This window comes from Kribbella sp. NPDC003505 (genome assembly GCF_040610875.1).
GTDB lineage: Bacteria > Actinomycetota > Actinomycetes > Propionibacteriales > Kribbellaceae > Kribbella.
The window spans coordinates 175,418-201,272 of record NZ_JBEXNA010000004.1; the positions used below are offsets into that span (position 1 = coordinate 175,418).

Consider the following 25,855-nt stretch of genomic DNA (forward strand, 5'->3'; position numbering starts at 1 on the left):
TCAGTCCTCTTTCAGGTGGAAGATCTCGGGCAGCAGGAGGAAGGACTCGTCAGGCGCTCGGCCGTCGATCCCGGTGAAGAACTCCGTCATCTGCGCCTGCCAGCGGGCGTTCACCTCGGTCGCCGCCATCGCCTTCTGCGCCGCGTCCAGATCGTCGGACTCGACGTACCCGATCAGCAGGCCGTCGTCGCGGAGGAACAGCGAGTAGTTGTGCCAGCCGGAGTCCCGGAGCGCGGCCTGCATGTCGGGCCAGACGTCGCGGTGCCGCTCGACGTACTCGTCGAGCCGGTCGGGCCGGACCTGCAGGCAGAAGCAGTAACGATTCACGGCGGCACCTGTACGTAGGGCGGTCGGGACTGCGCAGACGGGGATGAAAGGTTTCAAGAGCGCCCCACGACGCTAAGCGCGGGTGCGGGTGGGCGTCAAGAGTCTGACCAGCTTTCGCGACCGATCCCGGACTGCCGCCACGGAGATCCGGCGGGAAGCGGGTATCCTTCGGCAGCTAAGACGTTTCAAGTGCGCCGGGAGGTTTCGTGTCCGTGGACGATGCGGAAGCCCTGCCCGAGCGCACCCGCCGCCGACGCGCGCCGAAGCCGCACGCGGCCGGCGTGAAGGCGGTGGCGGCGGCCGCCGGCGTCTCGCTCGGCACCGTGTCGAACGTGCTGAACCGCCCCGAGGTGGTCAGCCCGCTCACCCGCGCCAAGGTCGAGGCGGCGATGGCCTCGCTCGGCTTCGTCCGCAACGAGTCGGCCCGCCAGCTGCGCGCCGGTTCGAGCCGGATCCTCGCCTACCTGATGCTCGACGCCGGCAACCCGTTCTTCACCGACGTCGCGAAGGGTGTGGAGGAGGCGGCCCAGGCGGCCGGGCTCTCGGTGTTCCTCTGCACCAGCAGCGAGGACGCGGACCGCGAGGCGGCGTACCTGGACCTGCTCGAGCAGCAGCGCGTCCAGGGCATCCTGATCACGCCGATCGACCAGAACTCGTCGCGCCTGCGCAAGCTGCCGTCGCGCGGTACGCCGGTGGTCGTGGTCGACCGGACACTCGACGACGCGGAGCACTGCTCGGTCGCGGTGAACGACATCCTCGGCGGCGAGCTCGCGATCTCACATCTGCTCGAGCTCGGCCACGAGCGGATCGCGTACGTCGGCGGGCCGAACACGATCGGTCAGGTCGTCGACCGCCGCGAGGGCGCGCGGCGCGCACTACGGACCGCCGGCCAGCCGCTGTCGAACCTGATCGAGCTGACCACCGGCGCACTCACCGTCGCCGAAGGCAGGGGCGCGGGGCAACGACTCGCCGGCCTCCCGGCGGATCGCCGCCCGACCGCGGCGTTCTGCGCGAACGACCTGCTGGCGTTGGGATTGCTGCAGCAGTGCGTCAGTCTGGGACTGCGCGTGCCGGAGGACCTCGCGATCGTTGGGTACGACGACATCGAGTTCGCGGAAGCGGCCGCCGTACCGCTGACGTCGGTGCGCCAGCCGCGGCAACTGCTCGGCCGGACGGCAGCCGAGCTGCTGCTGGACGAGTCGTCGAACCCGGACCACGAGCACCAGCGGGTCACTTTCACCCCCGAGCTCGTCGTCCGGACCTCGACTCGAGGGACCCTCTGAGCCGCAACGAGCGCGGTATGGTGGCGAGGGGCCACTGGGCGAGGTGAGACATGCGCGTCGCGGGGGGTTTGGTGCGGCGATGGGGTGGTCGAGCCGTCGGCTTGGCGATCACCGGCGTCGGCCTGTACATCGTGGCTCCGAGCCTGCTGTCCCTCTTCGGCACCTGGCCGCGCCTCGCGGACATAGAACCCTGGTGGTTCCCGGTCCTCGCAGTGCTGGAGGCCTTCAGTTTCGCCGCCTTGTGGTGGCTCGCCAGACTGGCCCTGGCCAGACCCACCGGTGACCAGGAGCCGGCACCCGTCCCTGCGGGTTGGGGCACGATCGCGACGGCGCAGTTGGCCGGGAATGCTGCCAGCAAGGTCGTCCCCGGCGGCCCTGCCACCGGTGGAGTCCTCCAAGCCAGACTCCTGATCCAAGCCGGTGAGCCGGCCGGCGTCGTCGCTTCCGCGCTGACCGCGATGGGCCTGATCACCACCGCCGTGCTGCTGCTGTTGCCGGTCCTCACGATCCCCGCCCTGCTGATCGGTCCACCGCCGGCCAGGCAACTCGAGCTCGGCCTCCTGGTCTCGCTGATCATGGCGATCGTCATCGTCGGTCTCGGGCTCACCGCGCTCAAGTGGCACCGGTTCCTCGTGTGGATCGGTCGTGCGGCCGGTCGCATCATCCACGTGGTCAAGCGCAGTGTGACCCCCGACAGCTGCTCCGCTTTGCTGGTCACGCAGCGGAACCGGGTTGCCGCCGCCTTCGACGGCCACTGGTGGGGTGCGGCCTTCGCGGCGGCTGCGAACCGCATGTTCGACTACGCCGCACTTGTGGCCGCGCTGGTAGCGCTCAACGTGCACGCCCGCCCGTCCGAGGTGCTGATGGCCTATGTCGTTGCCCAGGCCCTCGCCATGATCCCGATCACGCCAGGCGGGCTGGGCTTCGTCGACGCCGGCCTCGCGGCCCTGCTGGTGCTGATCGGAGTCAGCGCGGACACCGCACTCCTCGGCACCCTCCTGTATCGGCTCGTCTCCTTCTGGCTGCCGATCCCGGTCGGACTGCTGGCCTGGGCGGGCTGGCGGATCCACCGGCATGTGACCGACCCGTCGAGAAGCCAGGCGCCCCCGTCGGCCGCGGACGACGAGGAGGGTCAGACGCCGTAGGCCGCCAGGAAGACGTCGACCGCGCGGTCGGCGAGGCCTTCCAGCTCACCGGGCTTGGGCCGCTGCCGGGTGCCCGCGAACATCGCGCGGTTCATCGGCTTGTACATCACCAGCCCGGCGAACTGGTACGCCGCCAGCGTCGGGTCGTCGAGCTCGCGCAGCAGACCGCGGTCGCTCAGCCGGTGTAACGCCTGCCCCAAACCGTCGAGCGACTTCTCGAAGCCGCTGGTGAACCACGCGCCGCACACCTCGGGGAAGCGGTCCGCCTCCGCGATCACCAGTCGGCGGAGCTGGAGCACGCTGTCGGCCGTGAGGCTCTGGAGCAGCCGATGGGCCAGCGCCCGCAGGGCCTCGCGGGCATCGGCGGCGCCGTCGAGCGTCTCGGCGTACGCCTGCTGGAGGCCGTCGATCAGCTGGTCGCTGGTGCCGAGGACGATCTCGGCGAACAGGCGCTCCTTGTTCTCGAACTGCTTGTACACGGTCTGTTTGGAGACGCCGGCCTTCGCCGCGACCTCGTCCATGCTCGCGCCGAGGTACCCGTGCTGCAGGAACACCTCGGTCGCCGCGGCCAGGATCGCACGGCGCTTGCGGGGCGTCCGGCCTTCGATCTCCACCTGTTCCATCCCGAAATCATACTAGACAGTCCAGTTCTCTGCCGAGTACTGTACGGTCTAGTTTCCGCAGAGCGAGGAGAACCACCATGAGCACCGTGACATCGGCCGACGGCACCACGATCGCGTTCGAGGCGTACGGCGAGGGCAGACCGCTGATCCTGGTCGACGGCGCGACGGCGCACCGGGCCGTCAACCCGGTCAACGCCGAGGTCGGCCAACTGCTGAGCGACAGCTTCCGGACGTACGTGTACGACCGGCGCGGCCGCGGCGGGAGCGGCGACACCGCGCCGTACGCGATCCAGCGGGAGATCGAGGACATCGCCGCGCTGATCGAGGACGCTGGGCAGCCGGCCCTCGTGTTCGGCTGGTCGTCGGGCAGCCTGCTGGCGCTCGACGCCGCGGCCGCCGGGCTGCCGATCGCCGGGCTGGCGCTGTTCGAGCCGCCGGTCGTCGTCGACGACGTCCGGCCGCCGCTGCCGTCCGACTACGTCGAGCAGCTCGACGCGTTCGTCGCCGAGGGGCGGCGGGACAAGGCCGCCGAGCTCTTCCTGACCGCGGCCGCGATGATGCCCGCCGAGGCGATCCCGGGGATGAAGCAGTCGCCGTACTGGGCGCCGGTCGAGGAGATCGCGCACACGATCTCGTACGACGGCCGCATCATGGGGACCACCATGTCGGGCAACCCGCTGCCGGCCGACCGGTGGGCCGGCGTGAAGGTGCCGGTTTTGGTGCTGCACGGCGACCAGACCTGGCCCGCGCTGTCCGCCGGCGCCCGGGCCGTGGCCGAGCATCTGCCGACCGCCACGGTGCAGGCGATCCCCGGCGAGAACCACGCGACCGAGGCGTCGACACTGGCCCCTGTGCTGCGCGAATTCGCGAGCTTGACCTAGAGCGCGCTCCAGCCGGTTTGATCTGGAACATGCTGAATCTCGCACTGGGAGCAATGGAGTACGGAACGCGGATCGACGAGCAGACGTCGTTCCGGTTGCTGGACGAGTACGTGGACGCCGGCGGTGAGTGGATCGACACCGCGAACTGCTACGCGTTCTGGCAGGACCCGAGCGGCCATGGCGGGCAGAGCGAGGAACTGCTCGGGAGATGGTTGGCGCAGCGACCCGGCGTACGGGACCGGGTCAAGCTGGCGACCAAGGTGGGGTGTGAACCGCTCTGGCCGGGCAGCTGGCCGGAGCACTCGGACGGCTTGGGCGCCAAGGCGATCGACGCGGCGCTCGAGACCTCGCTGCGTCGTCTCGGGGTCGACCACATCGACTTGTACTGGGCACACCGCGACGACCGGACCGCTCCGCTGGATGAGACCGTCGCAGCCTTCGGCAAGCACGCCGCGGCCGGCACGATCGGCCGCCTCGGCCTGTCGAACTGGGCGCTCTGGAGGGTGGAGCGGATGCGTGACCTGGCGAACCAGCTGGGCGTGATGGCTCCGAGCGCGCTGCAACTGCGCTACTCCTACCTGCAGCCGCGGCCGTTCGTCCGCGACCACATCCACGACCACCGCTTCGGCTGGATCACCGACGAGGTCCTCGACTACGCGGAGAACAATCCGGAACAGCAACTGTTCGCCTACAGCCCGCTGATGTCCGGCGGCTTCGAGAACCGCTCCGACCGCCCGATCGACCCGGCCTTCGACCACCCCGGCACGACCCGCCGCCTGCAGGCCCTCACCGACCTGGCCGAGTCCCTCGGCACCACCCGCTCCGCAGTGGTCCTGGCCTGGCTCGCCGGCGGCACCCCCGCCGTCACCCCGATCGTCGGCATCAGCACCCCCGACTACCTCACCACCGCCCTCACCGGCACCCGCCTCACCCTCACCCCCGACCAGCGCCGCCAACTCGACGAGGTCTGGTAGTCCTCGCCCTCCCCCTGGACCCGGGGTCGGTGAGATGGTTTGAGGGTGGACAGGGATGGATTCTGGGGTCTGGTCGAGGATGCGCGGGCCTCGGTGGATGACACCGTGGCTGATCCGGACGGGGTTGCGGACGCGTTGACCAAGGTGCTGGGTGCGGCGGAGGCCGAGGAGATCGTCGGGTTCGGGACCGAGCTCGCGCGGTTGCAGGTCGAGTCGTACCGGTGGGACCTGTGGGCTGCGGCGTACCTGATCAACTCCGGCGCCTCGGAGGACGGGTTCGACTCGTTCCGGGGCTGGCTGGTCGCCCAGGGCCGGGAAGTCTGGGACGCCGCGCTGGCCGACCCGGACTCACTCGCGGACGTGGTGGACGAGGATCGGCCGGAGGGCTTCGAGGGCTTCGACGGGGAAGGGATGCTGCACGTCGGCAGCCACGCCTACAAGAACGTGACCGGCGACGAGGCGGCGTACTGGAAGGCGGTCGACGCCGACGCCCCGGACACTCCGGACGTCCCGGCGGGGAACGAGATCGACTTCGACGACCAGGACGACCTGGAGGCTCACCTGCCCCGGCTGGCCGCGCTGTACCTCAACGTCTAGGGCCTAGGTAGGTTCGCCGCCGAGGCGTTCGATGGCGTTGCGGAGACGGCGGCGCCAGCCGGGCTGCCCGGCCTCCTCGTCGGCCGCTGCCAGGCTGACCAGGTGCTGGGCCGTCTCGAAGCCCTCCGCGGTCTGCGGCTCCACCTCGGTCAGCGCGGTCTGGGGTTCGTCGTAGAGCTCGCGGCTCGTCCAGCCGAAGCCGTCCGGGATCAGCAACTCCGGTACGAGCGTCTCGTGGCTGAGCGATGTCAGCTCGTTGTCACCGTTGCCGATGCTGAAGATCGTCGTACCGCGCCGGCGGACGTCGCTGATCCGTTCCAGCAGCGTCTCCCCTGGCGCGTCCTCGGCCACCACCAGGAGCGACTCACCACGCCCTGCGTCGCGCAGCCGGTCCAGTCCGATCGCCAGGTGCGGCGGTGCGTCCGGCGGTGGCGCCCAGCGGACCAGTGACGGCCGCAGGTCCTCGATCCCCGCACGGTGCAGTTCGTCGTCCAGGTGCGCCGTCAGGTGCCACGGCTCCTCGTCGACCGGGCCGAGCAGCATCAGCCCGCTGCGCCTGGTCGTGAACCGTCGCAGCGCATAGCCGAACTGTGTGGTCCGGCTGCCCAGCTCGGTACCGGTCAGCATCTCCCGGAGGAGTGACGCCCTCGTGAGGTCCACGCGTCCAACCTACGCGACCTCAGGTCAGCCGGTCCGCCTTCGACTGCAGGTAGTTCCGCTCCGGCGTGCTCGTCGTACGGCGGGCCGCCAGCAGGTAGCTCTCGCGCGCAGCGGCCAGCTCACCGGCCATCTCGAGCAGGTGTGCGCGGACCGCTTCCAGCCGGTGGTTCATGCGATCGTCGGACTCCAGCGGCTCGAGTACGGCGAGGCCCTCCTTCGGGCCGACCGCCATGCCGACAGCGACCGCGTGGTTGAGCTTCACCATCGGGTTGTCGACCAACTGCTCCAGTACGTCGTACAGCGCGACGATCTGGCGCCAGTCCGTGTCCTCCGCACGCTCCGCCATGTCATGCACCGCGGCAATCGCCGCCTGCACCTGGTACGGGCCGAGTTGGCTGCGGGACAGGGCATCGCTCACCATCGCCTCGCCCTCGACAATGGCGGCGCGGTTCCACCGCGAGCGGTCCTGCTCGGCCAGCGGGATCAGTGTCCCGTCGTCGCCGGTCCGGGCCGGACGTCGCGCGTCGGTCAGCAACATCAGCGCGAGCAGGCCGGCGACCTCCCCGTCGTCCGGCAGCAGCTTCCGCACGCCACGGGCCAGCCGGATCGCCTCCGTGGTCAGCTCCGCGCTGTGCAGCGACGTACCGGACGAGGCGGTGTAGCCCTCGTTGAAGATCAGGTAGAGCACATGCAGTACGGCGGCCATCCGTTCGTCCCGCTCGGCCTCCGGCGGCGTCTCGAACGTACTGCCGGCCTGCTTGATGCTCCGCTTCGCCCGGCTGATCCGCTGCGCCATGGTTGCCTCCGGCACCAGGAACGCGGCCGCGATCTGCGCCGTGGTGAGACCACCGACCGCACGCAACGTCAGCGCGATCTGCGACGCCGGCGACAACGCCGGGTGGCAGCAGAGGAAGAGCAGCGTCAACGTGTCGTCGCGGCCGCCCGGATCGTCGATCTCCGGACCGGACGCGACGAACTCCTCCGGCGCCGAGAGCTGCGCCGCGTTCTCCTCCCGCCGCCGCCGGGCGGACTCGCTCCGGAGCAGATCGGTGAGCCGCCGCGACCCGACCCTGATCAGCCAGCCCCGCGGGTTGTCCGGCACGCCCTCGGCCGGCCACTGCTGCGTGGCCGCGAGCAGCGCCTCCTGGACCGCCTCCTCGGCCAGGTCGAAGTGGCCGTAGTGGCGGACCAGCGCACTGAGCACCTGCGGCGCCTGCTCCCGCAGCAGCAGTTCGAAGTCACTCACATTTCCAGTCCTGACATGTCCATCACAGGCCGCACCTCCACAGCGACGTACTCCGCGTCCGGCATCCGTGCCGCGTAGCCGATCGCCTGGTCGATGTCCTCGCACTCCACCAGGTAGAACCCGGCCAGGTGCTCCTTGGCCTCGGCGTACGGTCCGTCCGTGGTGGTCGTGGTCTCGTCACGCACCTGCACGGTCCGTGTGGTGATCGGATCCGCCAGCCCGGCCGAACTGACCAGCAGGCCCTGCTCCAGCAGCTCCCGCGTGAGCGACTCGTGCGCACGGCTCAGACCGTCGCGCTGCTCGGCCGACAGGCTCTCCCAGCTCTCGGCGTTGCTGTAGATCAGCAGCATGTACTTCACAGTCACCATCCTGTCCCCGGCGAGGGCCGCTGTGACCCCCAGTCAACAGGTACGTCGAAACAGCGACGCCGAACTTCGACAGATCCGGAATGTCGAAGTACGACGGGCCGGCGCCGACGTCTCCGGCGAGTGACGCTCAGCCCGGGCGTCCCCGCCGTACTGGAGATGGCTGATGGTTTCGCATTCGAAGCGCTGGTTCGCGCTGGCGTTGCTCTGTCTGACCGGGTTCATGATCATCCTGGACGCGTCGATCGTGCTGGTCGCCGTGCCGTCGATCGAGCGGGAGCTGACCTTCTCGACCGGCGGCGTGCAGTGGGTGCCCAGCGGGTACGCACTGATGTTCGGCGGCCTGCTGCTGCTCGGCGGCCGGATCTCCGACCTGCTGGGCCGGCGACGCGTCTTCATGACCGGACTGGTGCTCTTCGCGGGGTCTTCGCTGCTGTGCGGGTTCGCGTGGAGTGGTGACGCGTTGGTGCTCGCCCGGGGCCTGCAAGGCGCCGCGGCCGCTGTACTCGCACCAAGCGCGTTGTCGATCGTCATGACGACGTTCCCGTCCGGCCCGGATCGCAACAAGGCGCTGGGCATCTGGGGCGCGACCAGTGGCGTCGGCGGTACGGCGGGGTCGCTCGTCGGCGGACCTGTCACGGACGGACTCGGCTGGCAGTGGATCTTCTTCATCAACGTGCCGGTCTGCGTCCTGATCGTCGCACTGGCGCCCGTACTGCTGCTGGACAGCCGGGGACCGGGCCGACGCGGCTTCGACGTGGCCGGTGCCGTCACGGTCACTGCCGCGCTGATCGTGCTGGTGTACGCAGTCATCGAGGCGCCGGACGCATCGGTGTCCCGGACTGTTCTGCTGCTGCTCCTGGCCGCGGCGCTCTTCGTACTGTTCGTCGTCGTCGAGAAGCGCTCTGCCGCGCCGCTCGTACCGCTCCGGATCTTCCGCTCCCGTGCACTGGTCGGCGGCAACCTCATCACGATCAGCTGGGGCCTGGCGGCATTCGGGCTCAACTTCGTCTACACGCAGTACGCACAGCTCGCACTGGGCGCGTCGGCGATCCGCTACGGCCTCATGTCCGCCGTACTCGCCGCATCCGCGGTCGTGGCGTCGATGATCGGCCAGCACCTCGTCACACGGGTCGGACCGCGCCGCGTCGCGTTCGTCTCCCTGGTGGTCGCCGGAGTGGGAGCGACGTTGATGACCCGGCTCACCGTGACGTCCGGATACTTCGAGCTGGCCTTCTGGGGTCTGACGATCTTCGGCGCCGGACTGGGCGCGGGTACCGTCGCCGGCTCGATCGCCTCGCTCAGCGACGCGGCCGGCGAGGACGCCGGGGTCGCCTCCGGTCTGCAGAACGCCAGCTTCCAGATCGGCGGCGCGATCGGCGTCGCGGCCGTCTCCGCGGTGGCTACAGCGAGTACGTCGGGAACTACGCCGGTCGCCCTGACCCACGGCTACCGGGTCGCGTTCGCGGCCGTGTGGGTGTTCCTCGCGATCGGCTTCGTCGGCTGCGCACTGGTCAAACAAGTGTTGGAGGTTCAGCGTGTGAAGAGTGGGCACCTGACGTCCGTGGTCGCCACTTCCGCCCGGCGGCCCCCGGTGAAGGAGGCTTCATGCTCATCCTCGGACTGATCCTGTTGATTCTCGGGTTCGTCCTCAACATCTCGATCCTGTGGACGATCGGCGTCATCTTGCTGCTGATCGGCGCAGTGTTCTGGATTCTCGGAGCGACCGGCCGTGCGGTCGGCGGACGAAGGCATTGGTACTGATCCGGCACCCCAAGGCCGGATCGGGCAGAACCCCGCGGATCATCCGCGGGGTTCTGTCGGTCCGGGTGGTTACCGTGAGGCTCATGAAGTACGTCGTGATGATCTTCCGCCACGTCGACCGGGTCTGGACCGCGGAGGACGACGCGGCGCTCGGCCGCTTGATGCAGCTCGAGCGGGAGCTCGCAGAGTCCGGTGAGCTGGTCAGCTCGGAGGGCCTGCGACCGCCCGCGGAGGCCAGGATCGTGCAACTCCGCGACGGCGCCCAGGTGGTCACCGACGGCCCGTACGGCGAGGCCAAGGAACAGCTGGCCGGGTTCTTCATGATCGACGCCGCCGACGACGCGCACGCGCAGCGGATCGCCGGCCGGGTCTCGGCCGCGGCCGGTGACAGGGTCGAGCTGCGCGGCACCTTGATCTCAGCGGGGATGCCAGACGAAGTGCGGTGACCGCTTCTGCGTGAAGGCCTCGATCCCTTCCGCGAGCTCACCACTGGCGATCGTCTCGCGATACCGCCGTACCGCTGCCGCGTCCCCGGTGTGGCCGTCCAGCAGCGCGTTGACCGACTCCTTCGCCGAGCGGATCGTCAGCTGCGACCGCGACAGCAGCGTGTCCGCGAACGCCTCGGCCGCCGCCATCGGGTCGTCGGCCACCTGATCGACCAGACCCTTCGCTTCGGCGCGATCCGCGGTCAGCAGGTCACCGCTGAAGAGCAGGTACTTCGTGGTCGCCGGACCGACCAGGTCGAGCAGGACCTTGATCGCGGCCGGCGGGTAGACGACGCCGATCCGGGCCGGCGTGACACCGAAGCTCGCGTCCCGCGCGGCGAACCGGAAGTCGCAGTTCACCGCGATCTCCAGCCCGCCTCCGATGCAGTGCCCCCTGATCACCGCGATCGTCGGCTTCGGGAACTCCCGCAGCGCCGCCTGGGCCTGCAGGTTGGCAGTCCGCAGCTCGGCCATCGGATCGGCCGGGTCGGCGCCGGAGATCAGCTCGCGGATGTCGGCGCCCGCGGAGAAACTCGCGCCCTCGCCGGTCACCAGCAGCACCTTGACCTCGTCGTCGGCCGCCGGCCCGGCGAGCAGCCCCGGCAGCGCCGCCCACATCTCCCGGGTCAACGCGTTCCGCTTCGCCGCCCGATCGATCACAAGCCGCGCGACCGCACCACCTTCGATCCGAAATCCCACGCCCGCAGTCAACCGCAGACCCCGCGGCCCCGCCGCGCCCTGGATCACACCGCGGTCTGTGCGCCAAGCGTTTGATCTCGAACCGGTCACATCCGAATAGCGGCCGGATCACGCTCCGGCCCAGCCTGTGGATGTTCGTAATGCGTTAAGAGTGGGGGCCGATTCGAACCGGCGCGGCGATGTGTGCTTGACTCCTCCGGTCGATAACGGTTTGGTCTCGGCAGATTGGGTTCAAGGTGGGTGCAGGACGGCATAGACAGGCGCGGCACCGGCAGTCGCGTCCCAAGGTGATCCAGCCCGGTATTGCGAAGGTTGCGATCCCCGGCGCGGCAGTGGCGATGGTTGCCACCGGTTCGGCCGCCGCGCTCCCCAGCCATCACGTTCAGCTCGACCCGTCGATCGCCAGCTCGTCCCTGCAGCTGTCGCGCGACACCACGGTCAGCCGGGACGCCCTGCGTCCGCCGATCAGCACCACGTCGACGACTCCGACCGCGGCGCCCAAGCCGAAGGCGAGCCCGACGGCCAAGCACCTGAAGAAGCAGGCGCCGATCCCGAAGCCGACCGCGGCGAAGACCCGCGCCGCCCAGGAGCTGAACGCGGCGCCGCCGAAGATCACCGGCACGAAGTACACCACCACCGACGTGAACCTCTGGACGCTGCCGTTGACCGGCGTCCTGCTGGACGTGCTGCCGAAGGGCACCAAGGTCTCGGTCACCGGCGAGGTCGACGGTCTGTACGCCGAGGTCGTCAGCGACGGCAAGTCCCGCTGGGTCAAGGCGCAGTACCTGTCCGCCACGAAGCCGGTCGCGAGCACCTCCGGCTCGATCTCCCAGGCGGCCTGCGCGTCCGGCTCCGGCGTCGAGGACGGCCTCACCCAGGACGCGATCCGGGTGCACCGCGCGATCTGCGCCAAGTTCCCCGACATCACGTCGTACGGCGGTCTGCGATCCGGCGACAGCGGCTCCGAGCACTCGACCGGCCACGCGCTCGACATCATGGTCAGCGGCGCCGAGGGCCAGGAGGTCGCGGACTGGCTGAAGGCGAACTACAAGAAGCTCGGCGTCAGCCAGCTGATCTGGCAGCAGCACATCTGGACGGTTCAGCGCAGCAGCGAGGGCTGGCGCGCGATGGAGGACCGCGGCGGCGTGACGGCGAACCACTACGACCACGTGCACGTGACCGTCTACGGGAACTCCGGCACGGTCTGATCGGCAACCGGAAAGCGGCCCAGGGCGAGGACCTGGGCCGCTTTTCTCTGGGCGGATGGTGCCGCTTCTATGGGCGGATGTTGGCGTTCAGGTGGAAGAAGTTCGTCGGGTCGTAGGCCCGCTTCACCTCGCGCAGCCGCTGCAGGTCCTTCGCGCTGTACGCCGTGTCCGCGCGGCCCGGGTCGCCGAGGAAGTTCACGAACGTCCGTCCCGAGGTGGGTAGCGAGACCTCGCGGTCGATGATCAGCGAGTACTGCGCCTCGCGGTGCCCGACCGGTCCGGCGCCCGGCCCCGGGTGAGCCATCGCGCCGCCCCAGTGGCGGATCTCGACGGTCGCGTCCTCGAGGCCGGCGACCTCGTCGATCAGCTCGTCGGTCAACGTGTCCAGGAAGTCGAGGTGCCGGGCGGGCGTGCCGCCCATCGCGGCGTCGGCGTACTCGATCGTCCGCAGTTCACCGGCGAGCCGCGGGCCGGCGACCTCGAACAGCGGCTTCAGCAGGTGCTCCGCCAGGTCGGCGGCACCGGCGTACAGGACCTTGATCGCGACCGCGCGCTGCTCGGTGCCGGGGACGCGGGTCAGGACGACCGCGGTGCTCAGCTCGTTGGGGACGGCGGCGGTCCAGTCGCGGTACCGGCGCAGGATCGTGGCGGCGCGGTCGATGCCGTAGTAGACGATGCCGGCGTGCACCTCGCGGACCGGGTACAGGCGGAACTCCAGCGAGGTCACGACGCCGAAGTTGCCGGTGCCGCCGCGGATCGCCCAGAACAGGTCCGGGTGCTGCTCGGCGCTCGCGGTGACCACCCGGCCGTCGGCGGTGACGACCTCGGCGCGGATCACGCTGTCGGCCGCGAACCCGTACTTGCGGGCCAGCCATCCGACGCCGCCGCCCAGCGTGTACCCGGTGACGCCGACGTCACGGTGCGAGCCGGACAGCGGCGCGAGCCCGAACTGCCGCGCGGCATCGAGTACCGCACCCCAGCGCGCGCCCGGGGCCACCTTCGCGATCCGGCGTTCCGGGTCGATCAGTACTGCGGTCATCGGAGTCGTCTTCAGCAGGATGCCGCCGTCTGCGGGCACCCGCGTGCCGTGGCCCGTCGCCTGCACGGCGATCGGTACGCCGTACTCGCGAGCGGTCCGTACCGCTGCCTGGACGTCGGTCCGCGCGTACGCCTCGGCGATCACCAGCGGGCGGGAGTCCACGGACGGGATCACCGACCGCCGCTGCTCGTCGTACTCCGGCTCGCCCGGCAGCCGGACGGCGCCGTTGAACCCCGCCCCCAACAGACCCGCCACCACGTCGCCGGCAACCGCCGCAACCGCCTGCGTAGACATCTGGTCCCGCCCCTTCGCCGTATCCGCTTCCTGCCCCTACGTCGAAGGAGACCGCCGGGAATCGACACGGTCCGCCAAACTTTCCTCGATGACTCACTCAGTCGAGATCTCCGGCGCCACCCTCACCAAGCACTACACCTCGTGGTCCCGCGACGAACCCACCCGCGAGTGGACCGCCCTGACCCTCCTCTCCCGAAGAGCTCCCGGCCTGACCCCGATCCCCCTCGCCTTGTCCACAGGCGACAATCCGTGGATCACGATGACGCTCGTCCCCGGCCGCCCTCTTCAGCCGCCCCACACCCAGACCACAGCTGTCGGCGACGCCCTCGAGACGCTCTGGTCAACCCCGTACGACGGTCTGCAGCCGATCGAGCTCCAAGCACTCGTCGACCGCACCCGCAGCGGCCTGACCGCACTCGGCGACACGACAGGCGTGATCGGCCAAGCCGCCCGTACCTGGCTGGACAACGAGCCAACCGACCTGACCGTCGTACGGGACCCGGTCGTCGCACACGGCGACCCGAACCTCACCAACTACCTCTGGGACGGCACCCGCGTCCGCATCGTCGACTTCGAGGACGCCGGCTTGGGCGACCGAGCGGTCGAGCTGGCAAATCTCGTCGAGCACCTGTCCTGGCGCCAGACCGATCCAAGCCCGCTGGAACGACGCTTCGAGGTGGACCCGCAGCGGTTCCACCAGGCGCGCATCCTGTGGGCCGGCTTCTGGCTCACGCTGATCGGACCGGGCGGCCCCAGCGCCCACCGCAATCCGCCGGGGACCGCGGCGGCGCAGGCGCGGCGAATCCTCAGGCTGGCAGCGGGATGACTTCGAGGCGGTCGAGATCGGCGAGGATGTCGATCTCGGTGATCCGGCCGTCGGTGACGGTCAGCGCCATCACGCCCATCAGCCGCCCGTTGACGACGGTGATCGCGCCGGGCAGCCCGTTGATCAGCGCCGGCTCCGTGTACGGCGCCATCCGGCTGAACATCAGCGCCTGCTCGACAACCGCCTTCGCGCCGCGGACGAGCTTCGACACCGCAGGACCGGCGAACTCCGCGCTCGCCGTACCCGCGTCCGCGCGGAGCAGCACGTCCGGATCCAGCAGCGACAGCAAAGCCTCGAAGTCACCGCCGCGGGAGGCCGCCAGGAACGCCTCCACGATCACCCGCTGCCGGCCGACGTCCCCGTCACTGGCCGGCGCGCCCTGGACCCGGCGCCGCGCGCGGCTGGCCAGCTGACGCGTCGCGGCCGGCGACTTGTCCACAATCGTGGCGATCTCGTCGAACCCGACGCCGAACATGTCGTGCAGCACGAACGCCAGTCGCTCAGCCGGCGACAACGTCTCCAGTACGACGAGCAGCGCCAGCCCGATCGCATCCGCCTGGACCGCCTCGTCCTCCGGTCCCGGGGAGCCGATCACCGGGTCGGGCACATAGGTGTCGAGCGAATCCTCGCGCCGCGACTTACGGCTGCGCAGCAGGTCCAGACAGACCCGCGACACCACCGTGGTCAACCAGCCCGCCAGGTTGCCGACGTCGCTCACGTCGGACCGGCTCAGCCGTAGCCAGGCCTCCTGTACGGCGTCCTCGGCCTCGGCCACCGACCCGAGCATCCGGTACGCGACCGCACGTAAGTGCCCGCGGTTCTCCTCGAACCGCCGCGCCAGCTGCTCGTGCTCGTTCACCGCTGCCTCCTCAGTGCCCTGACGGATCAGCCCACCATGATGTGACAGGGGACCCGATCGGCCGATCATGGGGGCATGACTCAGCCGGTGTTCGCGGACGACTTCGACGCGGCGGCCCTGGATCTGTCCGTGTGGTCGCCGTACTACCTACCGCAGTGGAGCTCGCGTCGAGCCTCCGCCGCGACGTACGACCTAGCCGACTCGTGTCTGACGCTCAGCATCCCCGTCGAGCAGGGCATCTGGTGCGCCGGCTCGCACAACCCGGACCTGCGAGTCTCCGGCATCCAGTCGGGTAACTACTCGGGTCCTGTGGGCAGCACGGTCGGCCAGCAGCCGTACCGTGACGGTCTGCTCGTACGAGAGGAGCAGGAGCCTTTCTGGGGCTGGACCGCGGACAGCGGGTACGTGGAGCTGCGGGCCAGGGCCGACATCGCTGCGGGCTCCATGGTGTCGCTCTGGATGGTCGGTCTGGAGGACCAGCCGGACCGCTGCGGCGAGATCTGTGTCATGGAGGTGTTCGGCGACGCGGTCGTCCCCGGGGCGTCCGCCGCGGTCGGCATGGGCCTCAAGACCATCCGCGACCCCGCCGTACCTCAGGACTTCGAGGCGGTGCGGTTGCCGATCGACGTCCGGGAGTTCCACACGTACGCCGTGGAGTGGTCCGGCGGTACGGCGACGTTCTCGGTCGACGGCGCCGCGATCCGCAGCTGTCAGGGCGCACCGACGTACCCGATGCAGCTGATGCTGGCGGTGTTCGACTTCCCCGACCAGTCCGGGCGGGACCACGTCCCCAGCTTTACCGTCGACCACGTCCGGCACCGCGTGCGCTAAAGTCGGTGGCATGTTCCAGCGCGCGAGTATGTGGTGGGCCGTCGACCAGACGGCCTGAATCCGCGCGTACCCACCCGGCCGTCTCCTGCGAGGCGGCCGTTGTCATGTTCTCCTCGTGGGCGGCCCAGCACCCTGAGGAATGCCGATGGCAACAACGCTCCGGACGTGGTCCGGTCTGATCTCCGCGCTTCTGGCCGGCTCCGACCTGTCGGCTGCGGACACCGGGTGGGCGATGGACCAACTGGTGCTGGGCGACGCGTCTCCGGCGCAGATCTCCGGGTTCTTGATCGCGTTGCGGGCAAAGGGAGAGACCGCGGACGAGCTCAACGGGCTGGCCGAGGTACTGCGCTCACACGCGACACCGGTGCGGATCGACGGACCGTTCGTCGACATCGTCGGGACGGGCGGGGACCGTACCGGTGCGGCCAACATCTCCACGATGGCGGCCGTGGTCGCCGCAGCGGCCGGTGTCACCGTTGTGAAGCACGGCGGGCGGGCCGCGTCCTCCGCCGCCGCTGGTAGCGGAGACTTGGTCGAGCAGCTCGGCGTTCCACTCGATCTGTCGGCTTCTGACGCGGCGCGGATGGCGGCGGAGGTCGGGCTGACCTTCCTGTTCGCTCCACGCTTCAACTCGGCCCTGCGGCAAGTTGCCGTCGTACGGCGTGAGTTGGCAGTGCCGACTGCGTTCAACGTGCTTGCGCCGTTGCTGAATCCGGCCCGGCCTCAGCACCAGCTCGTTGGCGTGGCCAACCTACGCATGCTGCCCGTGCTCGCAGGCGCGCTCGCCAAGCGGGGCACCTCCGCGTTGGTCGCCCGTGGGGACGACGGGCTCGACAAGCTCACCACGACTGGCTACTCACGGCTTTGGGTCGTGCAGGGCGGGTCCGCGTCGGAGGTGGTCTTCGACCCACGCTCGTTGGGGCTGCGGCCGTCGTCGTTGGCGGAGCTGCGTGGCGGCGATGCGGCGTTCAACGCGCAGCTGCTGCGCCGGCTGGTCGACGGAGAACGCGGACCGGTGCGGGACGTCGTACTGCTGAACGCCGCGGCCGCACTGGCCACGCTCTCGCTGGAGTTCGGCCTGGAGCACTTGGCTGACTGCTTCGAGCGCTGCCAAGACGCCGTGGACAGTGGACGAGCAGCAGAGACCCTGGACCGCTGGACCAGCCACTCGTTAGCGTGCGGGTGATGCAAGACCTGCTGGACGCCGCACGCGCGGGTGACGAGCACGCCTTCGGACGCTTGGTCGATCCGTGGCGTGGTGAGCTCCACGCGCACTGCTACCGGATGCTCGGCTCCGACGCCGACGCCGAGGACGCTGTCCAGGAGACACTGCTGCGCGCATGGAGCGGCCTGCACGGGTACGAGGACCGCGGGTCGATCCGTCCGTGGCTCTACAAGATTGCGACGAACCGCTGCCTGACCCTGATCGAGCGGCGCGGTCGGCGTGAGGTGGAGACGCTGGACCCGTATCCGGAGAGCAGGCTCGCGTGGACGTCCACGCTGACACCAGAGGCGGAGCTTCTGGCGCTGGAGTCGGTTGAACTCGCCTTCGTCGCGTCACTGCAGCACCTGTCCGCTCTACAACGTGCCGTCCTGTTACTGCGAGACGTACTGGCTTTCAGCGCTCGCGAGGTAGCTGAGTTGCTGGAGACGACGGTTGCTGCGGTCAACAGCGCGCTGCAACGAGCACGGGCTGTCGTGAGCGACGTACCGAGTCAGCAGCAAACACTCCGTGCGTTGGGCGAGTCGGGCGAGCGTGACCTGGTACGGCGATACGTGGCGGCCTGGGAGGCGCGTGACGTCGACGCGATCGTGGCCATGCTGGCGGCGGACGCGAAGTACTCGATGCCGCCGCTGCCCGACTGGTTCCTCGGGCGGGACGCGATCCGCACGTTCCTGCTCGACGGGCCGCTGCAGGAGGAATGGCGCTTCCTCCCGGCTCGCGCGAACGGTCAGCTCGCCTTCGGCACGTACCTGCTTCAGGGCGATCGCTACGTACCCGGCGGGCTGGACGTCGTGGTCCTGCGAGGGTCGGCGATCGTCGAAGTGGTGTCGTACCTGGAAGCGGACTTCCCGGCCTTCGGGCTGCCCGTCGAGCTGCCGCGATGAGTTTGCCGGACGTCGCGGGTTGTAAGGGGGTGAAGACGACCTTCCGAGGAGAGACATGACTGACGAGCAGGCGATCCGCACCCTGATCGAGACCTGGGTCGCGGCCGTGCACGCCGGCGACCTGGACACGGTTTTGGCGCATCACGCACCCGACTTGGTGATGTTCGACGTGCCCCCGCCGTACGACGGTGTGCGCGGCCTGGACGCGTACCGCGACACCTGGCCCGGCTTCTTCGAGTGGCAGAAGTCCGGCGCCTCCTTCGAACTCGAGTCGCTGGAAGTGACCGCGGGCGCCGACGTCGCGTTCGCCTTCGCCTTGCTGCACTGCCGCAGCGCCGACGACGATCCGCGACAGTTGCTGCGGCTCACGATCGGCCTCCGCAAGATCGACGACCAGTGGACTGTCACGCACGAGCACCATTCGTTCCCACACGACGACTCGGCGGTTCCCGCGATCAAGGCTGTGCTGGACCGCTGGAGCGCGGCCACGACTGCGGGCGACCTGGACGCCCTCATGGAGCCCGTCGCCGAGAACGTCGTCTCGTACGAGATCGACGGCAATTACACCGGAAGACAAGCCGTCCGCGAGGTCTGCGCCGCCGGACTGGCCTCGAGCCCGGACCCGATCACCTTCACCGTCCCCGACCCGACCATCGAATCCGCCGGCAACCTGGCCGTCGCCTGGTCCGTCGACCACGTCACCGCCGCCGGAACCGAGACCACCTCACGCGCGACCCGAGTCTTCCGCCGAACCACCACCGGCTGGCAACTGATCCACCAGCACCTGTCCTATCCGGCGTCCTAGTCGGCCGCGAGCCGCAGGATGGTGTCAGTCACCAGCCGTGGTTCGCGGAGGCTCGGGAAGTGGTCGGTGCCGGGGAGCCAGACGAACTCGCAGCCGGGGATGCGTGCGCCGACGGCACCGGCCACGGCTGCGAGGATCGGGCGGTCCTTGTCGCCGACCATGACGACCGCCGGGGCCTGGATCTCGTGCAACCGGTCGTAGACGGGCGGATCCGGTTTCAGGTACTCGTCCTGGTCGAACCACGCCGGGGCAGCGGCGCGGAGCTGCGCGACCACAGCGTCGTCAGCGCCCGCTGCAGCCCAGTGCCGCAGGCCGAACTGTACGAGCCCCTCCACGTCCCGGTCCGCCGCGAGTACGTCGTACTGCGCGTCCAACTCCGGCTCCTCCGGCATCGGAAAGCCGGGGATGCCAGGACAGAGCAGCACCAGCCCATGGACCCGCTCTGGATGCGCCAGCGCGAAGCTGAGCGCAGTACTGCCGCCCATCGAGCAGCCGACCAGCAGGACCCGTTCCAGGTTCAGCTGGTCGAGGACTGTCTCGAGGTCGCCGAGCAGGGAGAACTCAGTTGTCGGTTGCGGTGAGCGCCCGTACCCACGGACGTCGTACCGGACGACTCGTCTGCCGTCGAGCCCGGGCATCACGAGATCCCACGACCGCGAGTCCCCGATGCCCGGGTGCAGCAGCACGATCGGCACTCCGTCGCCGGCCAGGTGCTCGGTCCAGACCGTGTCTTGCCCGACCGGGATCGTCAGTTCCATCTCTTCAGCATGCCCGTCCGTGCGTACCAATGCCCGCCAGCTCGCAGGTGCTGGACGAACGCTCTTTGCAGCGTGGTCACCTGCGGGATCTTGGCGAGGTCCTCGTCAGTCAGTCGGTGATCTGGGACTTCCAGGTGCAAACCGAGCCGCATCAGCTCACGGTCGCCCTCGGTGGGATCCTCGGGCGGCAGCAGTGGCAGCAGGTCGAAGCGGCTCTGGAAACGGATGATGTTCGACTCCGGCCTCAGGTACTCGGCCAGCTGCGGGTCCAACAGCCAGGAGTGGCAGACGAGTCCGGCGAGCGGCTCCTCCGGGTACCAGCGTTCGAGCGACTCGACCGCGGTCGCTATCGACTCCTCTGACTCCTGCGCGTCGAGCGGGCCGATCGGTGGGATGTGGATGGACAGCACATGGCCGGACACACCGTCGCCCAGGCCCAGGTGCGTACGGGTGAAGTCGTGCCGGCCGATCTCGTAGTCGGCTCCGCGGAACCTCAAGGGCGGACCCCAGAGCGGCATCAGCCCGACGCCGGCACAGCCGAAGATGTGCCGGTGCGTGCCCATCACCCCACCAAGCGCCGAGACCGTTGCGACCGTCACCGACTCCGGTACGCCGCGCTGCTCATGGAGGTCGCGCAGCCTCGGCAGGTTGGCCAGCAGCGCCCACGCCGGTGCGAACAGTCCTGTCGGCGACGCGTCGCGCGGTACCGCGGGCCAGCCTCTGAAGCCTGTGGAGGGCACGGCCAGATCCATGTCCCGTTCGACCTCTCCGGCGAGAGCCCACGTGATCCTCCACCACTCCGGCTCGCGGTCGGGATCCGGGCGCGCCGCCAGCATCGCAGCACGATCCGCCGGGTCCACACCGCAGTACGCCAGCAACTCCTCGGCCTCCTCGGGCACCTGTGGGTCGGGGCCGACCTCCAGGCCCTCGAACCGCGTCAAAGCCTGCTTCGAGAAGCCCACTCGTTCTGCCGCGCTCAGAACGTCCACAGCCTTGTCCTCCCACAGTCGGGTCAGTCCCCCAGACCTCACCACGGGCCGCCGGTCTCGCGCACGACTTTTGTGTCCCAGGTCACGGCTAGGCTCACCGAAACGTCTACTGAGGGAGTTGGGAATGGCCAAGTTCGGGGAGTCCGACGACCTGGCAGGTGCGGAGTTCGTCGGGGCGAATCTGCGCGGTGCCCGGTTCGTCGAGTCCGATCTGTCCGGTGTGGTGATGCGCGGCATCGACCTGCAGGGCGCGGACATCGACGCGCCCTGGATCGTCGAGCCGGGCGGCAGCCTCAAGGTGAACGGCGTCGAGGTCTCTGGTTATGTCGAGGACGAGCTGAACCGCCGGTTCCCGGGCCGGGCGGAGCGCCGGGCCAAGGACCCGGACGGCCTCCGCGCCGCCTGGGCCGCGGTCGAGCGGACCTGGGCGACGGCGATCGACCGCGTGGCGACCATGCCCTCGGGCACGGCCGACGTCTCCGTGGGCGGCGAGTGGTCGTTCGCGCAGACTCTGCGGCACCTGGTGCACGCCATCGACCTGTGGTTCGGCCGGTCGGTTCTCGAGCGCGAAGACTTCCACCCGCTCGGCCTGCGGTACGGCGTGGCAGGCTCGCCCGACCACCCGCCGTACGCCGAAGTGCTCGAAGCCCACGCGGGCCGCTTCGGCCTGGTTCGCGACTTCATCGCCACGGTGACACCGGCCGAGCTGGACACAGCCCGTAAGAACCCGCACAACGCGAAGCCCGAAACCACGAGATCATGCCTGCACGTGATCCTCGAGGAGGCCTGGGAGCACTACCGCTTCGCCACCCGAGACCTCGACAGCATCGCCGCGAGCTGATCGGTCGCTGTCAGAGCCGCAGCAGTCCCGTGGCGAGCGATTCGCGCAATCCGGCGGGCGGCTCTTGGTAGCCCTCTTCCCACAGCGCACCGGGAAAGCCGCCGGCCGCGAATGCCGTGTTCAGGTCGTCGACGAACCAGATCGTCGGCCCCACCTTCCCGTCGATACCCACGGCCGGCAGGTCGACACCGTACGGCGCGTCTCCGCTGATGTTCGCCTTGTGGAGCTCGTCGGGCGCGTAGTCGAGCTGGAACGCGATACCGGCGTCGTGGCGCGCGGTGTCTTCCAGGTACGCGGCGTGCTCGGCCTCGAAGTAGGAGCGCGAGCCGCCGTGCTCTGCCCATTCGAGCTGCACCACCAGCGGATCCGCGAGCACGCTGGACGGCCACCCCGGCAAGTCCCCGACGAGCCACACGTCGCCCACCTGCCGGATCCACGCGCTCACCGTCATCGGGAACGGCGCGAACGTCGCCTCCAGCCAGTCGGCGAGCGCGTCCGCGTCCGGCGACGGCGGAACATGGGCACGACACGGCGTCCCCTCGTCGTCGTTCACCTCCGCCCGGAACCCCTGCGCCTGCAGCCGCTCGACGAGCATCTCGACGTTCCTCCGAGCCCGGCCGGCGAACTCCCTGGCCACCGCCTCGGCGTCTTCACGATACGGAGCGTCGAAGACCCGAAGACCGAGACCGCGCAGGTCGCTCCATACGTCGTCGGGATCACCGGACACGTACCGCGCGTGAAAGCTCACCATGGGCGCAATCCTTGCAGAGCACGACCACCGGCGCCGACGCAGCACGGTCCATCGGCCTTGGGGTACCGAGAGTGTCTGCGTGGCCACTCTGAACGCTCTCCCGCTTCGACGGCTGGACTCTGGTACTGGCCTGGGGAGAGCCTGTGAACATGCCTTCCCCGGGGGGTCTAGTCGGACGGGAAGCCGAGCTTGCCTTGGCTGCGGCTGCCGTGCGCGACCTCAGCGAGGGCAGGGCGTCGACGCTGGTGATCGAGGGGGAAGCCGGCATCGGCAAGACCCGGCTGGTGGACTGCGTCATCGAAGACGCGCGTTCTCGTGGAATTACCGTGTACGGCGGCCAGGCGCATCCCTTCGAGCGCACCCGCCCGTTCGGTGTGGTTGCTGCGGCCCTGAGTCTGAGCCGGCGGTCGCCCGACCCGCGCAGAGCTGCGATCGGCGAGCTGCTGGACGGCCGGGCCTTGGGGATGTCTGCACCCGCGACCGGCGACATCCAGTACAGGGTCGTCGAGGAGATCGTGGACCTGGTCGACAGCGCGTGCTCAGAAGGCCCGGTACTGCTGGTGGCCGAGGACCTCCATTGGGCCGACAGCGCAAGTCTCTTGACGATCCTGTCGGTGGCACGGCAGCTTCCCCTCGCGGCGTTGCTTGTCGTGGTGACAGCACGGTCCTCGCCGCGGTCGGCTCAGCTGGAACTGCTGCTCGCCGATCTGGCGGCCGGGGGCGCGCACACCCTGCACCTCCAGCCGCTGTCGCCAGACGAGGTGGCCGCGGTCGCCCGCGACGCACTGGGGGCTTCTCCGGGCCCCACTTTGACCGCGATGCTGACCAAGGCCGGTGGGAACCCACTGTGGGCCGTGGCAATGGTGCACTCACTGCTTGATGACGGCCGGCTGCGCCGCACCGGTGACATCATCGACGTCACGACCTCGGAGCTGCCGGCCTCGCTGAGCGACCTCGTGGTTCGGCGACTTCGCGACCTGCCGCCGGCAGCGCTGGAACTGCTGCAGGTCACGGCTGTTCTGGGCGATTCCGTTTCACTTCGCGACGTCGCAGCCGTCACCCGTCAACCGCCGGCCGAGGTGGTCCGGCATCTCAGCTACGCGTTCGACGCTCAGCTCCTGGACGAGGCCGACGAACGCGTTGTGTTTCGGCACCAGCTCGTCCACGACGCGATCTACCAGCACGTGCCGCCCGCGGCCCGCCGTCTTCTGCACCGTGAGGCAGCGGTCGTGCTCATGGCCGGGGGCGCAGACCGACTGGACGTGGCGGATCATCTGATCCTCGGCGCGGAGCGGGGTGACGAGCAGGCGGTTGCCTGGTTGCGGGACGCGGCCCGCGAAGCGTCGGCTCGGGCGCCATCGGTCGCCGTCGAGCTCATGCGCCGCGCCGACGCGCTCCTGCCCCGCGGTCATCGCGAGGCGGATCTGGTGTCGGCGGAGCTGGTTCAGGCGCTGCTGCGCGCCGGGCAGCCTGCCGAGGCGTCTGACCGCGCACAGGCGGTGCTCGCGCGGCCGCACGCCATCGAGGTGCACACACCGTTGCGCGTGGCACTGGTCGGTGCGTTGGCTCTCCAGAACCGCGCCGCCGAGCTGTCCGCCGTCGTCCAGTCCAGCTTCGCCGACCCTGCCCTGCTTCAGCCCTCCGACCGGGTGCTGATGCTGGCCCAGCAGAGCTGGGCCCTGACCTACACGGGCGATCCGAGGGCGGGTGAAGCGTCCGCCGGCCAGGGACTGGCCATCGCCGAGCAGGCGAGCGATCCAGCGATGACGGTGTGGGCTCTGACGGCGTTGATGGTGGCGGTGGGCCGGCAGGGCCGCTTCGGCGAAGCGCTGATCCACGCCCGGCGCGCATCTCTGCTGGCTGAGGACTCGCCCGACACGAGGTCGCTGCCGCTGCGGCCGAAGCTCTTTCTCGGCCTGGCGCTGTTCGACTGTGACCTCGTCGGCGAGGCGCGAGCGGCGTACCGGGCGGCTCTCGACGACGAGTTCGGCGCGGGATGGTGGCTCTCCGAGACGCTCATGGCCGACGCCCAGGCGTCCTTCGCGCTCGGGGAGTGGGACGACGCCGTACCCGGCCTGATCGCCGGCGGCCGGACCGCGCTGGAGAAGGGCAATCCACTCCTGGTGTCTCAGTCACTCGCCTACCGGGCCATCATCGCGACGGGCGTGGGGGATCATCGGACCGCCGGCGAGCTGACCGCCGGAATCGCCGCCTCGCTGGACGGCGACCAGCTCAGCTACAACGCTGGAGTCCTCGCCTTCGCGGTGGCGGGACTCAGGGTGGCCCAGGGCGATCATCAGTCTGCCTTTGACCTGCTGCTGCGGTGCTGGCGGTTCGACGCGGCACGAGAGAGTCGTTACTACCATCGCTGTCTCGCGCCCGACCTCGTGCGTCTGGGCCTGGAATTGGGCCATCGTGACGTCGCGGCCGAAGTGGCCGGCGCCGTAGCGGACGGAGCGGCCCTGGCACCGGACGTGCCGACCGTTCAGTCCCTGGCGCTGCGCTGCCAGGGCATGGTCGACGGCGACGCCGAGCCGATGCTCCATGCCGTCTCACTCGCCCGCCAGGCCCCGCTCCTGGTAGAGCACGCCGGCGCCTGCGAGGACGCGGCAAGGGTACTGGCCCGCGGCGGGCGGCGGGACGAAGCAGCGACGCTGCTGACCGAGGCACTGGAGCGCTACGAGCAGGCGGGAGCCGATGCCTGGGCCGGCCGCGTCCGAGCGCGGTTGCGCGAACTCGGCATCCGGCCTGGCCTCCGTGGGTCGAGACACCGCCCTGTGGGCGGCTGGGAGAGCCTCACCACGACGGAGCAGGCAGTCTCGCGGCTGGTAGCAGAAGGACTCACGAACGGCGCCGTGGCCAGGCGGCTCTACATCTCGCCGCACACCGTCAACACCCACCTCCGGCACGTGTTCGTCAAGCTGGGCGTCTCCAACCGGGTCGCGCTCGCCACCGCCGTACATCACACGATCGAGTGATGTCTTCGCCGCTCGCGGCTCACAGAATCGGTCGCAGGCAGCAACACACGCTGCAACCACAGACCAAAGGGGGTGCGACGGTGGACCACGCCACGACGATGCGGACTACCTACGAGCTGATCAACGCGGGAGACATCGCCGGGTTCGGCGACCTGGTCGCGGACGATTTCATCGAACACCAGGGCGGGCCGGGCTTTCCAACCACGAAGGAGGGCACGCTCGACTTCTTCCGGGCGCTGCTGACCTCCTTTCCCGACTTTCGGATGAACGTCGAGGATCTGATCGCCGACGGCGACAAAGCCGTGGCCCGAGTCCGGGTCACCGGGACCCACCAGGGTGAGTTCATGGGTGTGCCGCCATCCGGCACGGGCGTCGAGGTGGACCTCATCGACATCATGCGCTTCGACGGAGCCGGCCTGCTCTGCGAGCACTGGGGCGTCGCGGACATGCTGTCGCTCATGCAACAGCTCGGCGTCGTCCCCACAGCCGCTCCGGCGTAGCACAGCCCGGCTCTCACC

General features: G+C 69.6%; 28 protein-coding genes. 17 read left to right on the forward strand and 11 right to left on the reverse strand.

Annotated elements, in window-relative coordinates:
• Complete coding sequence (locus ABZX12_RS14505; protein WP_355693217.1) at window positions 1–327, reverse strand: L-rhamnose mutarotase; 327 nt, start codon at window positions 325–327, stop codon at window positions 1–3.
• Between the two features lie 206 nt (window positions 328–533).
• On the opposite strand from ABZX12_RS14505, the gene ABZX12_RS14510 reads away from it, so the two are divergent.
• Window positions 534–1,610 (forward strand): LacI family DNA-binding transcriptional regulator, encoded by a 1,077-nt coding sequence (locus tag ABZX12_RS14510; protein ID WP_355693219.1) that lies wholly within the window; start codon window positions 534–536, stop codon window positions 1,608–1,610.
• Window positions 1,611–1,660: 50 nt separating this feature from the next.
• Entirely contained in the window at window positions 1,661–2,755 is a 1,095-nt protein-coding gene (locus ABZX12_RS14515; RefSeq protein ID WP_355693221.1) for a lysylphosphatidylglycerol synthase transmembrane domain-containing protein, read from the forward strand.
• On the opposite strand, the gene ABZX12_RS14520 is transcribed toward ABZX12_RS14515, so the two are convergent.
• Window positions 2,743–3,378, reverse strand: coding sequence for a TetR/AcrR family transcriptional regulator (locus tag ABZX12_RS14520; protein WP_355693222.1), 636 nt, complete (start codon window positions 3,376–3,378; stop codon window positions 2,743–2,745). The genes ABZX12_RS14515 and ABZX12_RS14520 overlap by 13 nt on opposite strands.
• Before the next feature lie 77 nt (window positions 3,379–3,455).
• Here ABZX12_RS14520 and ABZX12_RS14525 point away from each other — a divergent pair, with 77 nt between their 5' ends.
• From ABZX12_RS14525 to ABZX12_RS14535, 3 genes are read left to right on the forward strand one after another with little or no spacing between them, the layout of a single operon-like run.
• Entirely contained in the window at window positions 3,456–4,259 is an 804-nt protein-coding gene (locus tag ABZX12_RS14525; RefSeq protein ID WP_355693224.1) for an alpha/beta hydrolase, read from the forward strand.
• A 29-nt stretch (window positions 4,260–4,288) separates the two neighbouring features.
• Window positions 4,289–5,233, forward strand: a complete 945-nt coding sequence (locus ABZX12_RS14530) for an aldo/keto reductase (protein ID WP_355693226.1) — start codon at window positions 4,289–4,291, stop codon at window positions 5,231–5,233.
• Between the two features lie 45 nt (window positions 5,234–5,278).
• Window positions 5,279–5,830, forward strand: a complete 552-nt coding sequence (locus ABZX12_RS14535; RefSeq protein ID WP_355693227.1) for a DUF4240 domain-containing protein — start codon at window positions 5,279–5,281, stop codon at window positions 5,828–5,830.
• A 3-nt stretch (window positions 5,831–5,833) separates the two neighbouring features.
• Here the strand turns inward: ABZX12_RS14535 and ABZX12_RS14540 are convergent, their stop codons facing one another.
• From ABZX12_RS14540 to ABZX12_RS14550, 3 genes are read right to left on the reverse strand one after another with little or no spacing between them, the layout of a single operon-like run.
• Complete coding sequence (locus ABZX12_RS14540) at window positions 5,834–6,490, reverse strand: hypothetical protein (protein ID WP_355693229.1); 657 nt, start codon at window positions 6,488–6,490, stop codon at window positions 5,834–5,836.
• A 19-nt stretch (window positions 6,491–6,509) separates the two neighbouring features.
• Window positions 6,510–7,736: a DUF6596 domain-containing protein gene (locus ABZX12_RS14545; RefSeq protein WP_355693231.1), complete on the reverse strand. Its 1,227-nt coding sequence runs from the start codon at window positions 7,734–7,736 to the stop codon at window positions 6,510–6,512.
• Window positions 7,733–8,101 carry a YciI family protein gene (locus tag ABZX12_RS14550; RefSeq protein ID WP_355693232.1) on the reverse strand — a complete coding sequence of 123 codons (369 nt, stop codon included), beginning with the start codon at window positions 8,099–8,101 and terminating at the stop codon, window positions 7,733–7,735. The genes ABZX12_RS14545 and ABZX12_RS14550 overlap by 4 nt, the downstream gene beginning before the upstream one ends.
• A gap of 166 nt (window positions 8,102–8,267) precedes the next feature.
• Here ABZX12_RS14550 and ABZX12_RS14555 point away from each other — a divergent pair, with 166 nt between their 5' ends.
• From ABZX12_RS14555 to ABZX12_RS14565, 3 genes are all read left to right on the forward strand, one after another.
• Window positions 8,268–9,728 carry an MFS transporter gene (locus ABZX12_RS14555; protein WP_355693233.1) on the forward strand — a complete coding sequence of 487 codons (1,461 nt, stop codon included), beginning with the start codon at window positions 8,268–8,270 and terminating at the stop codon, window positions 9,726–9,728.
• A complete protein-coding gene (locus ABZX12_RS14560) occupies window positions 9,710–9,865 on the forward strand; it encodes a DUF6131 family protein (protein ID WP_355693235.1) in 156 nt (51 codons plus the stop codon). Before ABZX12_RS14555 ends, ABZX12_RS14560 begins: the two co-directional genes overlap by 19 nt.
• A gap of 83 nt (window positions 9,866–9,948) precedes the next feature.
• Window positions 9,949–10,311 (forward strand): YciI family protein, encoded by a 363-nt coding sequence (locus ABZX12_RS14565; RefSeq protein WP_355693237.1) that lies wholly within the window; start codon window positions 9,949–9,951, stop codon window positions 10,309–10,311.
• Here ABZX12_RS14565 and ABZX12_RS14570 read toward each other — a convergent pair.
• A complete protein-coding gene (locus ABZX12_RS14570) occupies window positions 10,282–11,049 on the reverse strand; it encodes an enoyl-CoA hydratase/isomerase family protein (protein ID WP_355693239.1) in 768 nt (255 codons plus the stop codon). The two genes, ABZX12_RS14565 and ABZX12_RS14570, sit on opposite strands and share 30 nt — an antisense overlap.
• A gap of 287 nt (window positions 11,050–11,336) precedes the next feature.
• On the opposite strand from ABZX12_RS14570, the gene ABZX12_RS14575 reads away from it, so the two are divergent.
• Window positions 11,337–12,257 carry an SH3 domain-containing protein gene (locus tag ABZX12_RS14575; protein ID WP_355693240.1) on the forward strand — a complete coding sequence of 307 codons (921 nt, stop codon included), beginning with the start codon at window positions 11,337–11,339 and terminating at the stop codon, window positions 12,255–12,257.
• Between the two features lie 67 nt (window positions 12,258–12,324).
• Here ABZX12_RS14575 and ABZX12_RS14580 read toward each other — a convergent pair whose 3' ends face one another.
• Entirely contained in the window at window positions 12,325–13,590 is a 1,266-nt protein-coding gene (locus ABZX12_RS14580; protein ID WP_355693241.1) for an FAD-binding protein, read from the reverse strand.
• 88 nt (window positions 13,591–13,678) lie between these two features.
• Here ABZX12_RS14580 and ABZX12_RS14585 point away from each other — a divergent pair, with 88 nt between their 5' ends.
• Window positions 13,679–14,416 carry an aminoglycoside phosphotransferase family protein gene (locus tag ABZX12_RS14585; RefSeq protein ID WP_355693243.1) on the forward strand — a complete coding sequence of 246 codons (738 nt, stop codon included), beginning with the start codon at window positions 13,679–13,681 and terminating at the stop codon, window positions 14,414–14,416.
• Here the strand turns inward: ABZX12_RS14585 and sigJ are convergent.
• Window positions 14,397–15,275 carry an RNA polymerase sigma factor SigJ gene (gene sigJ / locus ABZX12_RS14590; protein ID WP_355693245.1) on the reverse strand — a complete coding sequence of 293 codons (879 nt, stop codon included), beginning with the start codon at window positions 15,273–15,275 and terminating at the stop codon, window positions 14,397–14,399. The genes ABZX12_RS14585 and sigJ overlap by 20 nt on opposite strands.
• Before the next feature lie 75 nt (window positions 15,276–15,350).
• Between sigJ and ABZX12_RS14595 the strand changes: the two genes are divergently transcribed.
• From ABZX12_RS14595 to ABZX12_RS14610, 4 genes are all read left to right on the forward strand, one after another.
• Window positions 15,351–16,106: a glycoside hydrolase family 16 protein gene (locus ABZX12_RS14595; RefSeq protein ID WP_355693246.1), complete on the forward strand. Its 756-nt coding sequence runs from the start codon at window positions 15,351–15,353 to the stop codon at window positions 16,104–16,106.
• Window positions 16,107–16,251: 145 nt separating this feature from the next.
• Window positions 16,252–17,292, forward strand: coding sequence for an anthranilate phosphoribosyltransferase (gene trpD / locus ABZX12_RS14600; protein WP_355693248.1), 1,041 nt, complete (start codon window positions 16,252–16,254; stop codon window positions 17,290–17,292).
• Window positions 17,292–18,215 (forward strand): RNA polymerase subunit sigma-70, encoded by a 924-nt coding sequence (locus ABZX12_RS14605; protein ID WP_355693250.1) that lies wholly within the window; start codon window positions 17,292–17,294, stop codon window positions 18,213–18,215. Before trpD ends, ABZX12_RS14605 begins: the two co-directional genes overlap by 1 nt.
• A 55-nt stretch (window positions 18,216–18,270) precedes the next feature.
• Window positions 18,271–19,020, forward strand: a complete 750-nt coding sequence (locus tag ABZX12_RS14610; protein WP_355693251.1) for a nuclear transport factor 2 family protein — start codon at window positions 18,271–18,273, stop codon at window positions 19,018–19,020.
• Here the strand turns inward: ABZX12_RS14610 and ABZX12_RS14615 are convergent.
• Together ABZX12_RS14615 and ABZX12_RS14620 are read right to left on the reverse strand one after the other, a co-directional pair.
• A complete protein-coding gene (locus ABZX12_RS14615; RefSeq protein ID WP_355693253.1) occupies window positions 19,017–19,778 on the reverse strand; it encodes an alpha/beta hydrolase in 762 nt (253 codons plus the stop codon). The two genes, ABZX12_RS14610 and ABZX12_RS14615, sit on opposite strands and share 4 nt — an antisense overlap.
• A complete protein-coding gene (locus ABZX12_RS14620) occupies window positions 19,769–20,767 on the reverse strand; it encodes an acyltransferase domain-containing protein (RefSeq protein WP_355693255.1) in 999 nt (332 codons plus the stop codon). The genes ABZX12_RS14615 and ABZX12_RS14620 overlap by 10 nt, the downstream gene beginning before the upstream one ends.
• Before the next feature lie 124 nt (window positions 20,768–20,891).
• Between ABZX12_RS14620 and ABZX12_RS14625 the strand changes: the two genes are divergently transcribed.
• Entirely contained in the window at window positions 20,892–21,608 is a 717-nt protein-coding gene (locus ABZX12_RS14625; protein ID WP_355693256.1) for a DinB family protein, read from the forward strand.
• Between the two features lie 10 nt (window positions 21,609–21,618).
• Here ABZX12_RS14625 and ABZX12_RS14630 read toward each other — a convergent pair whose 3' ends face one another.
• Entirely contained in the window at window positions 21,619–22,359 is a 741-nt protein-coding gene (locus ABZX12_RS14630; RefSeq protein WP_355693258.1) for a hypothetical protein, read from the reverse strand.
• A 149-nt stretch (window positions 22,360–22,508) separates the two neighbouring features.
• Between ABZX12_RS14630 and ABZX12_RS14635 the strand changes: the two genes are divergently transcribed.
• Complete coding sequence (locus ABZX12_RS14635) at window positions 22,509–25,337, forward strand: AAA family ATPase (RefSeq protein ID WP_355693259.1); 2,829 nt, start codon at window positions 22,509–22,511, stop codon at window positions 25,335–25,337.
• Complete coding sequence (locus tag ABZX12_RS14640) at window positions 25,337–25,837, forward strand: ester cyclase (RefSeq protein WP_355693261.1); 501 nt, start codon at window positions 25,337–25,339, stop codon at window positions 25,835–25,837. Before ABZX12_RS14635 ends, ABZX12_RS14640 begins: the two co-directional genes overlap by 1 nt.
• Window positions 25,838–25,855 lie beyond the last annotated feature (18 nt).